The following is a 14,222-nucleotide window of genomic DNA, read 5'->3' as shown; positions in this document are numbered from 1 at the left end:
TTTTAATTTCTTGGAGAATACCCGATGGCCGGAGATGGCTGAATCGGTCTGAGTTCATAATCATTCCTTCGTATTTCGAGATGGATTAAGGAAGTCATTGGATCGGTTTTTGTGTCATCATAATGATTGGCATAAAAAATTATGCAGCGATTATTTGTCTGTGAAAATATTATTCGTAATTTTGCGAAAAATAAAATACAAGCAGAGAAAATGATGGAAAAGAAGTATTCCGAAGAACAGGAGAAGATAGCCCGATTCGCCAAGGCGATGGGGCATCCGGCACGTATTGCCATACTTCAGTTTCTGGCTTCCCAGGAGAGTTGTTTTTTCGGTGACATTCATGAAGAACTGCCCATAGCCAAGGCTACGGTGTCGCAGCATCTGAAGGAATTGAAAGAAGCCGGACTCATTCAGGGGGAGATTGAAGCTCCGAAAGTAAAATACTGTATCAACAAGGAAAACTGGGAGGCAGCGAAAAGGATGTTTGCAGGTTTCTTCGGGCAAACGGTATGTAAAAAAGAGAGTTGCTGTAAGTAAACTCTTTTTTTGAGATATATGTTCGTTGTTTTGCGAATTACTAATAATAATTGGAACATTATTTATATAATACGGCAAGATGAAAAAAATTTTATTCTTACTCATTGCATGTTTTGCCCTCCTTTCCTGCCAGACGAATGCGAAGCAAGAAGCAGCCACGCAGAATCCGCAGGAAGTGACGGTGGGCGACCGTGTGGAAGTCTTGTATTTCCACGGAAAGCGGCGTTGTGCTACCTGCATGGCCATTGAAGAGAATGCCAGGGCAGCTGTCGAAACTCATTTCTCCCCTCAGGTATCCGAAGGGAAAGTGGTATTTAGAGTAATTGATATCACTCAGAAAGAAAACGAACAACTTGCTGAAAAATATGAGGTTACGTGGTCGGCCTTGTTCGTCGTGAAGTATAAGGATGGAAAAGAGACGCGTAAAAACCTGACCGAATTTGCTTTTGCCCAGGCACGCAAGTCGCCGGAACACTTCAAGGACGAGGTGGTGAAAACCGTGAGTGACATGCTGAAATAAGGTAAATGCTGAATGAAATAAATTACTGAACGAAAAGAAAAACAGAATAAAAACGGACCGCTATGGATTGGTTACAGACTTGGCTGGACAACAGCTCGACACCCGTGCTGACAGCCTTCCTGCTTGGATTGCTGACTGCCCTTTCTCCCTGTCCGCTGGCAACTCACATTGCAGCCATCGGTTTTATAGGGAAGGACATTGAAGACCGGAAACGGATTTTTCTCAATGGGTTGCTGTATACCTTGGGAAGGGTACTCTCGTATACCTTGCTGGGAGTGATACTGATCATGGTATTGAAAGGAGGCGCCAGTATGTTCGGCATACAGCAGACGGTCGGTGTATGGGGAGAATTTGTACTGGGACCGTTGCTGGTGGCAATCGGACTTTTCATGCTGTTTGCCGACAGGCTGAACCTGCCGAAGTTCGGATTTAATGGAAATGCCGAAGGACTTGTGAAGAAAGGAGGTTGGGGCGCCCTGCTGATAGGCATTCTGTTTGCTTTGGCATTCTGTCCTACGAGTGGAGTCTTTTATTTTGGAATGCTGATTCCCTTGTCGGCAACTGTCCCTGCCGGTTATCTGTTGCCTGTCGTATTTGCCGTTGCCACCTCTCTTCCGGTGCTGGTGGTAGCCTGGGTACTGGCTTTCAGTGTGCAGCAGATAGGTCGTTTATATGGCAGGATGCAAGTCCTGCAGCGTTGGATGAACCTCCTTGTCGGTGGGGTTTTCATACTGACAGGAATCTATTACTGCTGGATGATGTATGTATGAGCAAAGACCATCCGGCAGAAGACACAAGATATTGTATAATCATCAATTAAAGGAACAGGTATATGGAAATTAAAGTATTAGGACCGGGTTGTGCGAAATGCAAGACCACCTACAACGTGATTGAAAAAGTAATTAAGGAAAATTATCTGGATGTGAAGCTGACCAAGGTAGACGACATCATGGAAATGATGAGTTATAACATCCTGACTACTCCTGCCGTAGTGGTGGATGAGGTAGTGAAGATGAAGGGACAGGTTCCGTCTGAGAATGACGTGAAAATACTTTTAGGAATCTCATAAACAGAATCAATAAAACAGAATCAATGAACCTTGGCGGCAGTGTATCCGTGACGGAAGTCTGCCGCCTTTCTTCGGACTTTATTGTTCGTAATTAAACGAATTAAATTAAATAGATTATGATACAGGATTTTGCAGACTGGCTGGTGTACGGATTATTCGGACTGGGTGCCGATACGTCGCTGGGAGTAGCCGTCAATTTTTTCTTTTACGATACCATCAAGATTCTTATTCTGCTGTTCGTGATCAGCGTAGTGATGGGAATCATCAATGCTTATTTTCCGATAGAGCGGTTGAGGCAATACCTGGTTACACACAAGATGTACGGATTGCAATACCTGCTGGCCTCGGTGTTTGGAGCCATCACTCCGTTCTGTTCGTGCTCTTCGATACCGTTGTTCATCGGTTTTGTGAAGGGAGGAATCCCTCTGGGAGTTACTTTTGCCTTTCTGATTACTTCTCCGCTGGTGAATGAAGTGGCCGTAGCCATGTTTCTGGGATCTTTCGGATGGAAGGTTACCCTGATTTATGTCGTGAGCGGCATACTGCTGGGAGTCATCGGTGGTTTTGTGCTTGGGCGCATGAACCTGTCGCCTTACCTGAGCGACTGGGTGAAGCAGATTCAGGCGAGTTCATCGGCTCAGGCGGGGGAATGGGAGAAGGAGCATACTCCTTTCATCCAGCGTTTGCCTGCCATCGTCCGCTATGCATGGGGTATCGTCAGCGGGGTACTGGTGTACATTCTGGTAGGTATCGGTATCGGAGCCTTCATGCACGGTTTCGTTCCGGAAGGATTTTTTGAGCAGTATATGTCGAAAGACAACTGGTATGCAGTACCTTTGTCGGTGGTGCTTGCCGTGCCGATGTATGCCAATGCGGCCGGTATCGTGCCGGTCATTGAGGTATTTGTGGCGAAGGGGGTACCCATGGGGACTGCCATTGCGTTCATGATGGCGGTAGTGGGACTTTCTCTGCCGGAGGCAACCTTGCTCAAGAAGGTGATGACATGGAAGCTGATCGGTATTTTCTTCGGTACGGTGGCTTTTTTCATCATCTTGTCGGGATATTTGTTCAATTATCTGCTGTAATAATCCGGCAGAAGGAGACGCCCTTGTGGCGGGTATTCCGGATGACCGGATACAGTAAAAGTAGAAAAACGTATATTCACTGTAAAACATGGAAATAGAATGAGAGTATTGATACTTTGTACAGGAAACAGTTGCCGCAGCCAGATGGCACACGGCTTTTTGCAGTCGTTCGATGAAACTCTTGAAGTCTGCTCGGGAGGAACCCAGCCTGCCCCGCAGGTGAACGCGAAGGCAGTAGAAGTCATGAAGGAAGCAGGGATAGACATCAGTTCGCATGTCCCGACTCATGTAAATACTTACCTTGACCAGGAATGGGATTATGTAATCACCGTGTGCGGAGGAGCCAACGAGAGTTGCCCGGCTTTCACCGGAAAGGTGGGAAAGCGTCTTCATATCGGTTTCGACGATCCTTCGCATGCGACCGAAACTCCGGAGTTCATCGATGCGGAATTCCGCCGTGTGCGTGATGAAATCAAGAACGCTTTTGCCCGTTTCTATCTGACAGAGATCAAGAAGCAGGAATTGCCCAAGTGTACTTGTAGCGGCAGTTGCAAATGATTTTATTTGTGTGTGGAGAATGACAGCCACCGGCCTGACGGTATCTTACTGTCGGGCGGTGGCTGTTGTTTTTTGCTTGTTGTCAGTAAATGAAGCAAAGAAAAACTGATTCATACGAGAAAGAGATTGAGCAGGGGGAAGTGTTTGGAAGAAAGGGAGTGTCTCGTTAAGTATATATAATCGAAGACACCGACAAGAAAACTTCTACCGTAAAGATTGTTTTTTTGTTTCTTTCCTGAAATATTTATCAAACCTCGCTGGTAATCCAATGATTTCCCCTGTGGATTTATTAATCAGCGTCGTGGATTAATAAATCCACAAGGAAAATCAAGTTACTGAAAAAGATGGGTGTAAAAACAGGCCGTAGTGCGATGCGGAATTTTTGTCCGGGTACTCTGTTATTCAAGTAACTGAAAGACAACAAGAACATAGTTTCATGAAGACAGGACAATTGCCCGTACGCGGTCGAAACGTTGCTCCTTCAGGTCGGAAGGGGCAATCAGAAATTCCAGTACCCCGGTATCCATAAAATTCAGTTCAAAGTCGTCACCGCTGCACGAGTCGACCTGCAGCAGAATGGACCAGTCTTCGCAGGGAGCATCCCAGGTTTCCCACGGGCAGTGAGTAGGAGGAGCAAAAAGAATGTGCTCATCAGACAACGGGGAAGCGGTAGGTGAGAAACGGACTGCTTGTTCTTCAGGTACATAAGGTGCGTCTTCCTCTCCCGCGAACTCACTTTCTTCCAGGTCATCGCAATCGGGAAAATAAAGGATCTTTACTGCATCCTCCTCACTGATGGTGCCGCCGATATAATAACTGTCAAAATCATATCCCAGGTAATTGTCGATTTTTGCAAAAAAGGATAACAGACCTTTACCGGGCAGCAAGTGGTCCGTATCGTAGGGAGCGAGGTCCTTCAGGTTGAACTGGCAGACGAATACGTAGGGGTGTGTCTTTCCCTCGTCATCCGTGTATGTGGGATAGGGAACGCCGCTGGGCAGACCGGGATTTCCCCAGAAATGCGACTGCCTGGGGGAGAGTTTTTCTTCGGATGCGGTAAGGATAAGGTGAACGGGTGCTGTCATCAGGGGTATGGAGTTTAAGGTTTGAGGTCAGTAATGAATAAATTAAAATACAGTTGGGAGCCTGTCTACGTGCTGCCGAAAGTGGATAAGGCCTATAGTCAGTTTTCAGGAAACAACTGCCGGTAATAATCTTCCCGGCTTTTGAACGGCAGTATGTCATTCAGATTTTGAGTATCAGTTTGAGGATGTATTTTCTGGAAAAGTTCCAACTCCGCCTGAAAGCAGGTAAAATCGTTTTTCATCAACGAAAGATTCAATGCCTTGGAAAGTCGTAAAGAACCGTACAACAAGGAGTCGTTGGGACTGCATTGACTGATTTGCCGTTGAAAGGCCCGGTCGGCACGCTGAAAACTTCCCATTCCGTGCAGGGAGTCTCCCTGATGAAATTCCAGAAGTCCCTTCAGGCAGAGAAAGTCACCCTGTAGTGAATCGCACTGCTGGTCCATCTGTTGAAGCAGGGGAAGCAAGGCTGCAGATTTGCGGCAGGCAATCAGGTACATGTATTTTTGCAGGTATCCTTGGGGACAGTCGGGGCTAAGCAGTATGGCACTGTCAAGTTTTTGCAGGATCAGTCGGTCGTGTATTGCCGTGTGAGGCTGCCGGGAAGTAACGGCCCGGGCCCAGAACAGTGAGTCGGCATGGAGGAGGCTGTCGGCTTCATGCAGCAGTGTTTCGGCTTTTGTCTGCCTGGTGGAAATTTCTGTTTCGTCATTTTTCTCAGACATCGTACAGGCAGCCATCAGTACGGTAAGAAGGATTATGGACGCTGTATTGAGGCTGGATTGCAAGGCTTTCATAGTCGTATTGTTTTTTAACTCGATAGAAGCAAAGATATAAATTAATTCATGCGTACGGCTGAATCTCAAATTTTATTTTGAAGTTACGAGTATCATTTGTGGGAGAAAACAACGGTTCCCAGGAAAAAACAGCTAGCGGAAGGGGGAATCTGCATAAAAATATCCTCTCAGGAACACGGTTTCAATTTAATCATTACTTTTGCGGATATGAAGTGATTGTGAAGTGAGTATGTTTGTATCGGGGATTGTTGGAAACTGGAAATGAAGCGAGTGTGAAAGAAAATGATACGAAACCGCTAGGAGAATTCATGAAATGCAATGGGACGGTTGTGCAGTACATTCTCTTGATTGGCAGTTGACAGACTAACCCGGGATTTGCAAATGGCTCAAAGTGAAAAATCGAATGATAATCAATTATAATAACATGACAAACAAACAGTTAACCTCTGCAGACATTGACAGAGTTGAAAATCTCTCTTATACTCCTTTGGAAAAGGCTTACTTGAAGGTGCTGATGGTAAAAACCATATTTTCTTATCTTCTTCTCATGGGACTGGCACTTTTTCTGCTGCTGGCAGAAAATTTCAGTGGACGTTACACCGCTATAGTCTGTATTGAAGGCGTATTGCTGGTGGCATTCATTATCAATCTTTTCCTTTTGCCGAAGGCTTTTGCCAAAAAGGGCTTTGCTATCCGCGAGCATGACATTACCTACCGGTCGGGCCTGCTTTTTCCTTCAGTAATTACCCTTCCTTTCTGCAAGATCCAGCAGGTAAGCATCAGTCAGAATCCCCTTACACGGATGTGCGGACTTTATGAAATCGATATCGTAAACGGTGCCCAACTGCTGTCGGAAACCAGCATTCCGGGACTTACCGAAGAGAAGGCCAATGAGATTAAAGCATTTATCATAGAAAGTATCAGAAATGAAAACAAATGATTTTTCTGTACCTCGGCGCATGAGCAAAAGTGCACTGGTGATATTCTGGGTGAGAGGTTTGTCGGAATTGGCAAATGTGTTCCTTGCACTTGTCGTCGTAAGGATTTTCAATGCATTTGAAGAAAATTCATTATGGAAAACCGTATGGATGATTCTGGTTCTGTTGGGCCTGTGTCTGCTGGTTTCGGTCGTTTGGGCCTTTCTCAATTATTATTTCAGGAAATATTACGTGGAAGAGGGCAACCTGATTTTCCTGCACGGGGTATTCCGGAAGGAAAGGACCAGCATTCCTTTGGATAAAATTCAGTCGCTGCGGACAAAGCGGGGATTTATGTACCGGTTGTTTGATATGACGGGAGTGTCGTTTGACACACTGGCTTCGAAGGCGAAGGAAATAGAACTTATTCTGGATGACAGAGACTGGAATGAACTCTTGAACCGGATGGAGGTACAGCAGAAGGACAGGGAAGAGGTTGCAGAGGCGGAGACTCCGGTACTGGAAGAGGTTTCGGCCACTGCGTCCGGCCGTTGTGACCTGTCGCTGAAGGTCAGCAACCTTAATCTGCTGAAGGGAGCCTTATGCCAGAATCACCTGAAGGGGATGGTGATTTTGCTGGGTATTCTGGGTACACTGTATGATCAATTTACATCGGTCAACGAGCAGGCTGCCAAATATGTCATCGATTACGTGGATGAGCAGGCAAGTGCAACTTCTTTTTCCTTGTCTGCCGTTCTGGCAGTGATTGTCGGTCTGTATGTGGTGGTACTGGTACTGTGGACGGGGAAAATTTTCCTGCGCTATTCCAACATGAATATCCAGATAAATGACAGACAGCTTTTCTTTGAAAGTGGACTGATCTCGCGCAACAGCAGCCGGTTTTCTTACGACAAGATTTGTACCGTCTATATCAAACGCAATTTCTTGGAGCAGTGGATGAATGGATGTACGATTATGTTGAAGCAGGCATTGAATGCCACGGATGAGAAGTTGGGTGCCGATGTGAAAATTTACGGTTCCAATTATGGCGAAAATTTTCTGAACTGGTGGTTGGGAAAGGACTACACCTCATCCGAGGAGATTATTTCCGCCCGCTCCGGTTACGGTTTACTGGGGTATGTGCTCCGCTTTGACCTGCTTTTCGTTCTACTGGCGGGAGGGGTCCTGTGGTATTATGAACTGTATGCCTGGCTGGCATTGCCCTTCGTTTACCTGCTGATTGCATTGGCCAAAGGTCTGTTTGCCGTACGCCGGAGCCGCATTACCCTGAGGCAGGATTACCTGGAGGTCTGCAACGGAAAGTTTGCGGAAATCCGGAATTACTTCAAGTACAGCAATGTGGAGGTAGTACGTAAGGTCTCAACTCCTTTCACGCCTTACTTTCATAGAGTAAGTCTCTTTATTTCCACCAACGGAACTTCCTTTGTGGTAAGGAGCCTGAAAGAGGAGGAAGCCGATGAAATATACGAATGGCTTCTGTATCATTGCTATACCTGCAAGTAATATGTTGGGTTTTCCGGTTCTTCGGACATCAGGAGAGTTTTCCTTGTGACTGGATAAAATAATAACCTCCCTGAACATGAAGACAATTCAATGAGTCTCATTTTCAGGGAGGTCGTTGTTGTCAGGGAATTTATATCCGTACTGACGGATGAAGTCCGTATTCAGTTTTTGCCGGCATTTATCCATGTCAGTTTTTTCCATATCCATTCCAGCGGTCCATGCCGGTGCTTTTTAAGCCACAGGTGGCTGAATGTCAGCAATGCGGCAAACATGACTATGGCAATCAACAGGCAGGCGGTGGCTCCCGTGTATTGGTATAGATGGAAGCCGAAGCCATAAAACAAGGTAATGCCGATAATGGATTGGGTGATGTAGTTGGTCAGGCTCATTCTGCCAAAAGAGATGAAAAGTCTTTGGAACTTATATCCGTTGCCTTTGTCATACCATAACAGGACGAAACATCCTACCAGCAGTGCCATAAGGAGGAAATTGCAGATGGAGGGAATGGCTATATCGAGCGGTATCAGGATTTCCTTATTGCCTTTGGCCATTTCCGGATAGACCATTCTGAGGGTATTGAGTGGGACAAAAAGAAGGGCAGCATACAACGATATCTTCTTCCATAAGAAAAGCGATTCCTGTGTGTTTTTAAAGAGAGACAATCTTCCGGCTGCCATGCCAAAAAGGAACAGTCCGCCAATCTGGAAGATTCGTCCGTTTTCAATCTGCCAGAGGTTGCCATAGAGCTGTCCGTAAGTGATGTTGGACTGTACCACTTCGAGGAAGTTTCCGGATTGCATCACAGGTTTTGCCAGGGCCGCATACTTCATCCAGTGGTTGCCGTATTCCAGAAACGGAATGTCGCACAGGTTGCAGACAATCCTTATCCACTCGATGGGCTGTATGATCATCACCGAGGCAAGTATAAGTATTGCCTTTGTGGAGAGGTGGGAAACGGAGACCAGGAAGACTCCCATGACTGCGTACAGAAGCAGGATGTCGCCGTTGTAGAACAAGGAATGCAGTTGTGAGAACAGCACCAGGAGAAACATTCTCCATACAAATCTGCCCTTAAACGGGAGTCCTCTTTTCCGGGCATTGCTGAACTGGATGTAAAAACTGAGTCCGAATAGGAGTGAGAAAGTGGAAAATGCCTTTCCGGCCATGAGAAACCAGGTGGTATCCCATATTCCTTTATCCAAAGCGGTAAGCCATTGCGGATATTCTTTAGGGATATAGTACAGGTTATAATGTTCAAAACAGTGTACGATTACAATGGCAAACAGCGCAATGCCTCTTAGGGCATCTACTACTTCGATTCGGTTAGTGGGTTGTGGATTCATTTTTTTAGTCTTAATTTTCTGTATATACATGTAGGTTGCAGAAGTCTCCGGTGGGACGTTCCCCGAGAGAATATTCTTTATTGTCGGTAAATGTATGATGCTGTGATGGAAAAAATGATTGTTTCAGGCTTTTTCTTCGGATATTTTTTCCTTTAAAAAGGCTACGAGATAATCCCTGTCCTCACCACTCAGCAGGTATTTCTTTCTGTTTTTCAGTTCGATGCAAAACGTCTGTGAATAGTCACCGACGTACGAGAAGAAAGTGCCTAATTTTTTTGTATAATACCAGCCTGTGAAGCCGAACAGACCACCAATCCCGCAGGTCCGTATCATCGCTTCCTTGCTGATGTACGTATCGATGTGCTTCATGTCCGCATAATGGATTACTTTTTTCCCGATGCCTCTATGCAGTATCAGCGACCGGTCGGATAATTCTATAGACAATGGAGCATATCCGTAAGAAAAGACCAGGGTAACAAAAATAATGGCTATGATACCTGAGCCCAGGATGCAGGGTATTTTTCCTGTAAGGATCGTATACAGCAACAAACTCCCGGTTCCAAGAAGAAGTATCAGGACAAGGGCAGAGAGAAGCACCAGGGATTTCTCTTTATGTACTTTCTTTATCAGGTGATTGGCGGTTGTCATGTCAGGGTAGATTTAGGGTAATAAATTGCTTATTTATTGGTTGCCTGTACTGTCCTAGTGATTCAGGGTCCAGACGTCTGGAAATAAGCCGTAAATAAAAAAACAGAATCCAGTGAAAGGTTTTTCCTTGTTGCTTCCTTGTGCTGAATTCTGTTTTAAAAATAGCTAAAAAATGATTATCCATCAATTTTTAGCTATAAAAGATATTTTAGATACTGGTGTTTTTAATGTTATAGAATTTACCGGTATATAAATAATTCGATTTGAAGTTAACTATCTTGAGTCGCCTCTTCATTTTTCGTATTAATTCATTATTTTTGCATGTTATTATTGGATGTTCCAATAAAACAATGATACAAACAAAACTTGCTTAATGATATTATAATGGCTGTCTCGGACGATAGAAAATACACTAAGAAATTTGTATATAACCTTCTTGAAGAGGTGAAAGGTAAAACGTTAGGTGAGGTTGACAAGTCCTGCCAGTTTGCCCGTACTCAGAAGAATGGGAAAATTACAGGTATTGCTGGAGATGTAATAGAACAATCGGTGTTCGGATATGCTCGTGACAGTAAACAAGAGTGTGATATTGAGATTGATGGTGTGCTTACGGAATTAAAAACTACAGGCGTCCGCATTCCAAAATCTGATTTGAAGAATGTCAAAGGAAAAACCGGAGCTGATTACAATGTTTATCTTCATGCTAAAGAAGGTATTAGTATTACTGGAGTTACATTTGAACCTGTAATTCAGCATGATTTTCTGACTTCACATTTTTGGGAAAAGGCTAAACACTTATTAATCATATTTTATGAGTATAAATCATATGACGTTGTTCCAGCTTCAGAATATTCTAAATTTCCAATTGTGGACTATTGTTACAATAGTTTTTCAGATGAAGAAATGGGAAAGTTACGAAATGATTGGGAGATAGTCCGTGATTACCTTCAGAATGTATATAATCGCTTTCACACTCAGGAAGAGCGTAATGAGAATCTACAAGGCTTTACTCATGTACTTCGTCCTAAGCTCATGCTGATTGAACTTGTTCCTGGATTTAAAAAGAAGTCAACGGGTTCCTATCAAAAGCCTCGTTATCGTCTGAAGCAAACTTTTGTAGATTATATTGTCCGTGGGCATTTTGACAAGAGCCGTGCAGAAACAGAAGTTAAACTGAAAGACTCTTTTTCCAGTTTCTCCCAATTGGATGTCCGTTGCCACGCTCTTACAGAAAAATATAAAGGAATGACTTTTCGCCAGATGAAAGAGCTGTTTGCTATCAGCGCTGAAATGTCAACAAAGGATTTTGGTTCCAAATGTGTATTGAAAATGTTTGATGCTGGTTGTAATCGACTTAATCAGATATCAGATTTCATAAAAGCAGGAATTATAGCTAAAACTATAACGATAACTCCTCAAGGCGGTAGAACAGAAGATATGAAACTTAAACACATCAATTTCGAAGAATTGGCTGATAGAAATCTCGATTTTGAGGAGTCGGATTTATACATTTATTTTTGTGAACATAGTTTTTTATGCCCTGTTTTTTGTGAGCATAATAAAGTTGACCCGTCTCAAACAACTTTTGAAGGGTTTAAGCGCTTTGCCTTTGATGACGATTTTATTGAGAGAGAAGTTAAACGGACATGGGATGACTCCCGCAAACTGATTCATCAAAATCTGTTGAAATGGGAATATGTGTATGATAACCAAGGAAACAGGCGAGTAAATAAGAGTGGAGCATATATGGGGGCTCCTAATTTTCCAAAAAGTTCAGAATATGCAGTCTTTTTTAGAGGTGGAGCTGATGTCTCAACTGATAGAACCAGAACTGAGGTGGTCAATGGAATAAAAATGTTGCCACAATTTTTTTGGTTAAAGGGCTCATATATTGCAAATAAACTTCAAACATTATCTTATCTGTAAAAAATATGGCTAAAATCAAACATAACATACGAGTTGTAGAGCTATTTGCTGGTGTAGGTGGGTTTCGCATCGGGTTAGAAGGTGCGTCAGATGCATATGAAACGGTGTGGAATAACCAGTGGGAGCCTTCAACCGTTCACCAGGATGCTTCTCTTGTATATCGTGCTCGATTCGGTACTAAAGGACATTCTAATGAAGACATCAATACTGTAATGACAGAGGAAATTCCCAATCATGATTTATTGGTTGGTGGTTTTCCCTGTCAAGATTATTCGGTCGCTGCAACTCTTAGCCGATCTGGCGGAATAGAAGGTAAAAAAGGTGTTCTATGGTGGCAAATATATCGTATTTTAAACGAAAAAGGGGATAGTCGTCCTGATTATGTTTTTTTTGAAAACGTTGATCGCATTCTAGGTTCACCGGCGAAGCAACGTGGACGTGATTTTGCAATTATCCTTGCCTCACTTTCTGATTTGGGATACACTGTAGAATGGCGTGTTATTAATGCTGCAGATTATGGTATGCCCCAGCGAAGAAGAAGAACATACATTGTCGGTTACCGTGAAGATTCTGTTATTTATCGCAAGATAGAGGCTCTTCAGGACTGGGTGTTGTTTGATGGGGTAATGGCTAAGGCATTTCCTTTTGAAGCAAAGAAGAATACCACTTCTGAATTTGATATAGAAGGTACAATAAAAGAAGTATCCGACAATTTCAATAAAAGTCAGCGAGGAACGGCTGCCAGTCCTTTTGGTGACGCAGGAATTATGCAGAATCGTCACGTTTATTCTATTGATACCAATGCGGTTTATGCTGGAACTTTGATGACTCTTGGTGGTAATCTGGTTGATGAAGATTTTGTACCGGAGGAGTTCTTCATTTCTGACGATGATCTTGCGCGATGGAAATATGAGAAGGGAGCAAAGAAAATTGAACGTATATCAAAGGAAGGGTTTAAATATATCTTTTCAGAAGGTGGAATGTCATTCCCTGATGATTTAAATCGTCCTTCCCGTACTATTATTACGGGGGAAGGAGGACCTTCAGCTTCTCGTTTTAAGCATGTGGTTCTTACACCTTCAGGCAGATATCGCCGTTTGCTCCCAATAGAATTGGAGCGTTTGAATATGTTTCCTGATAATCATACATTTCATCCGGAAGTTACAGATGGTCGCAGGGCATTTCTTATGGGAAATGCTCTCGTGTGTGGTATTGTGCAGGCTGTTGGTAAATCTCTGTATCGTTTTATTTATGATGAGGAGCCGGTTTCTACACGTCCGATAGAAATGAAACGGGATGCTCAGCCTAAGTTGCAGCTTAGTTTATTTGGTGAAGAAATATTGCCACTTGTATGTAATAAGCCAAAGAAGAATTATGTACTTGACCATAGTAAGCATCTTCTGATTGGCTTCGTTAAAGATGATAATAAAGATTACTTTCTTGATGGAGGGCAGTCAAAACTGTATTATACGGGTAAGGCTAAATCATTTCCCTCAACTATAGCATTGAATAAACTTTATTATTTTATGCCGTATATAAAAGGATTAGGTATACGTGATCTTTATCTTATAAAGATAGCCCGTATTGGCAATAAGGCTGAAGTATATCCAGAAGGGAAAGATACAGAACCTCGTCTTGTTTTTGAATTGGAATATCTTGAGAGTCTGCCTGAGTATACTCATATTAGTTTGAATATCTTTCGGACTTATCGGGATACTTTACTTGGAAGGATTTTCAAATATTAAAAAATACACATAGTATAGGAGAAGCATAAAAGCTATTATGTAATGTCGTAAGCAGAAAACAAGTCCTGCAGAAGAAATATTTGTCAATAATAATTTTACAATAGTTCGTTAAAAATTAGCCTAGCCTAAGCGGCTCTGGCAGTAAATAAAATGAGTTCTTTGAAAAGTTTGTCAATTAATTGCGTGTTTGGTTCAATCCCAGACACGCAAATAAATCGTTCAAGCATGTAAGCATTGTGTATGACTGATTTGCATGATGATATGGAATATTTCATTCCCATCTTCTTACAGGCAGCCTTGGCGAGGTTTATCGATGCAAGTGATGCATTAAAGTGAAATGCCAAAGGCGTGTTCCCGTCAGATACAGCCCTTGAGAAACTGGTTTATCTTGCATACCGCAATATACGGAAGAAGTGGACTATGCCACTTGCCAATTGGGCTACAATCTCACAGCAACTGGCCATAAAG

The 14,222-nt window shown here is 43.3% G+C and carries 14 protein-coding genes and 2 pseudogenes; 11 read left to right on the top strand and 5 right to left on the bottom strand.

Annotation, left to right across the window (positions count from 1 at the left end; all coding sequences use genetic code 11):
* Nucleotides 1–210: 210 nt before the first annotated feature.
* From H3001_RS13885 to H3001_RS13860, 6 genes are all read left to right on the top strand, one after another.
* On the top strand, nucleotides 211–537 hold the full coding sequence (locus tag H3001_RS13885; protein WP_181215251.1) for an ArsR/SmtB family transcription factor: 327 nt from the start codon (nucleotides 211–213) through the stop codon (nucleotides 535–537).
* A 79-nt stretch (nucleotides 538–616) separates the two neighbouring features.
* Nucleotides 617–1,057: a nitrophenyl compound nitroreductase subunit ArsF family protein gene (locus tag H3001_RS13880; RefSeq protein ID WP_181215250.1), complete on the top strand. Its 441-nt coding sequence runs from the start codon at nucleotides 617–619 to the stop codon at nucleotides 1,055–1,057.
* Between the two features lie 62 nt (nucleotides 1,058–1,119).
* Nucleotides 1,120–1,827 (top strand): aromatic aminobenezylarsenical efflux permease ArsG family transporter, encoded by a 708-nt coding sequence (locus H3001_RS13875; protein WP_181215249.1) that lies wholly within the window; start codon nucleotides 1,120–1,122, stop codon nucleotides 1,825–1,827.
* A gap of 62 nt (nucleotides 1,828–1,889) precedes the next feature.
* Nucleotides 1,890–2,126 (top strand): thioredoxin family protein, encoded by a 237-nt coding sequence (locus tag H3001_RS13870; RefSeq protein ID WP_181215248.1) that lies wholly within the window; start codon nucleotides 1,890–1,892, stop codon nucleotides 2,124–2,126.
* A gap of 116 nt (nucleotides 2,127–2,242) precedes the next feature.
* Nucleotides 2,243–3,211: a permease gene (locus H3001_RS13865; RefSeq protein ID WP_181215247.1), complete on the top strand. Its 969-nt coding sequence runs from the start codon at nucleotides 2,243–2,245 to the stop codon at nucleotides 3,209–3,211.
* Nucleotides 3,212–3,310: 99 nt separating this feature from the next.
* Nucleotides 3,311–3,769 (top strand): arsenate reductase ArsC, encoded by a 459-nt coding sequence (locus tag H3001_RS13860; RefSeq protein WP_181215246.1) that lies wholly within the window; start codon nucleotides 3,311–3,313, stop codon nucleotides 3,767–3,769.
* A gap of 434 nt (nucleotides 3,770–4,203) precedes the next feature.
* On the opposite strand, the gene H3001_RS13855 is transcribed toward H3001_RS13860, so the two are convergent.
* Both H3001_RS13855 and H3001_RS13850 read right to left on the bottom strand, forming a co-directional pair.
* Nucleotides 4,204–4,854, bottom strand: a complete 651-nt coding sequence (locus H3001_RS13855; protein WP_181215245.1) for a DUF1963 domain-containing protein — start codon at nucleotides 4,852–4,854, stop codon at nucleotides 4,204–4,206.
* Nucleotides 4,855–4,952: 98 nt separating this feature from the next.
* The gene (locus H3001_RS13850) at nucleotides 4,953–5,651 is read right to left on the bottom strand and encodes a hypothetical protein (RefSeq protein ID WP_181215244.1); all 699 of its coding nucleotides are present in this window, start codon (nucleotides 5,649–5,651) and stop codon (nucleotides 4,953–4,955) included.
* 424 nt (nucleotides 5,652–6,075) lie between these two features.
* Between H3001_RS13850 and H3001_RS13845 the strand changes: the two genes are divergently transcribed.
* Both H3001_RS13845 and H3001_RS13840 read left to right on the top strand, forming a co-directional pair.
* Complete coding sequence (locus tag H3001_RS13845; RefSeq protein WP_181215243.1) at nucleotides 6,076–6,591, top strand: PH domain-containing protein; 516 nt, start codon at nucleotides 6,076–6,078, stop codon at nucleotides 6,589–6,591.
* Nucleotides 6,578–8,092 (top strand): PH domain-containing protein, encoded by a 1,515-nt coding sequence (locus H3001_RS13840; protein WP_181215242.1) that lies wholly within the window; start codon nucleotides 6,578–6,580, stop codon nucleotides 8,090–8,092. Before H3001_RS13845 ends, H3001_RS13840 begins: the two co-directional genes overlap by 14 nt.
* 161 nt (nucleotides 8,093–8,253) lie before the next feature.
* Here H3001_RS13840 and H3001_RS13835 read toward each other — a convergent pair whose 3' ends face one another.
* On the bottom strand, nucleotides 8,254–9,435 hold the full coding sequence (locus tag H3001_RS13835; protein ID WP_181215241.1) for a DUF418 domain-containing protein: 1,182 nt from the start codon (nucleotides 9,433–9,435) through the stop codon (nucleotides 8,254–8,256).
* Nucleotides 9,436–9,558: 123 nt separating this feature from the next.
* Nucleotides 9,559–10,083, bottom strand: a complete 525-nt coding sequence (locus H3001_RS13830; protein WP_181215240.1) for a PH domain-containing protein — start codon at nucleotides 10,081–10,083, stop codon at nucleotides 9,559–9,561.
* Between the two features lie 384 nt (nucleotides 10,084–10,467).
* On the opposite strand from H3001_RS13830, the gene H3001_RS13825 reads away from it, so the two are divergent.
* On the top strand, nucleotides 10,468–12,009 hold the full coding sequence (locus H3001_RS13825) for a MutH/Sau3AI family endonuclease (protein WP_181215239.1): 1,542 nt from the start codon (nucleotides 10,468–10,470) through the stop codon (nucleotides 12,007–12,009).
* Nucleotides 12,010–12,014: 5 nt separating this feature from the next.
* Complete coding sequence (gene dcm, locus H3001_RS13820) at nucleotides 12,015–13,754, top strand: DNA (cytosine-5-)-methyltransferase (RefSeq protein ID WP_181215238.1); 1,740 nt, start codon at nucleotides 12,015–12,017, stop codon at nucleotides 13,752–13,754.
* 125 nt (nucleotides 13,755–13,879) lie between these two features.
* Here dcm and H3001_RS19710 read toward each other — a convergent pair.
* A pseudogene (locus tag H3001_RS19710) lies at nucleotides 13,880–14,098 on the bottom strand (transposase); the annotation flags it as partial.
* Between H3001_RS19710 and H3001_RS13815 the strand changes: the two are divergent.
* Nucleotides 14,097–14,222 (top strand): annotated as a pseudogene (locus H3001_RS13815) (IS256 family transposase); the annotation flags it as partial. The pseudogenes H3001_RS19710 and H3001_RS13815 overlap by 2 nt on opposite strands.

It is taken from the genome of Phocaeicola faecicola (genome assembly GCF_013618865.1).
In the GTDB taxonomy this organism is placed as follows: domain Bacteria; phylum Bacteroidota; class Bacteroidia; order Bacteroidales; family Bacteroidaceae; genus Phocaeicola; species Phocaeicola faecicola.
This window is presented reverse-complemented; position numbering and strand designations above follow the sequence as displayed.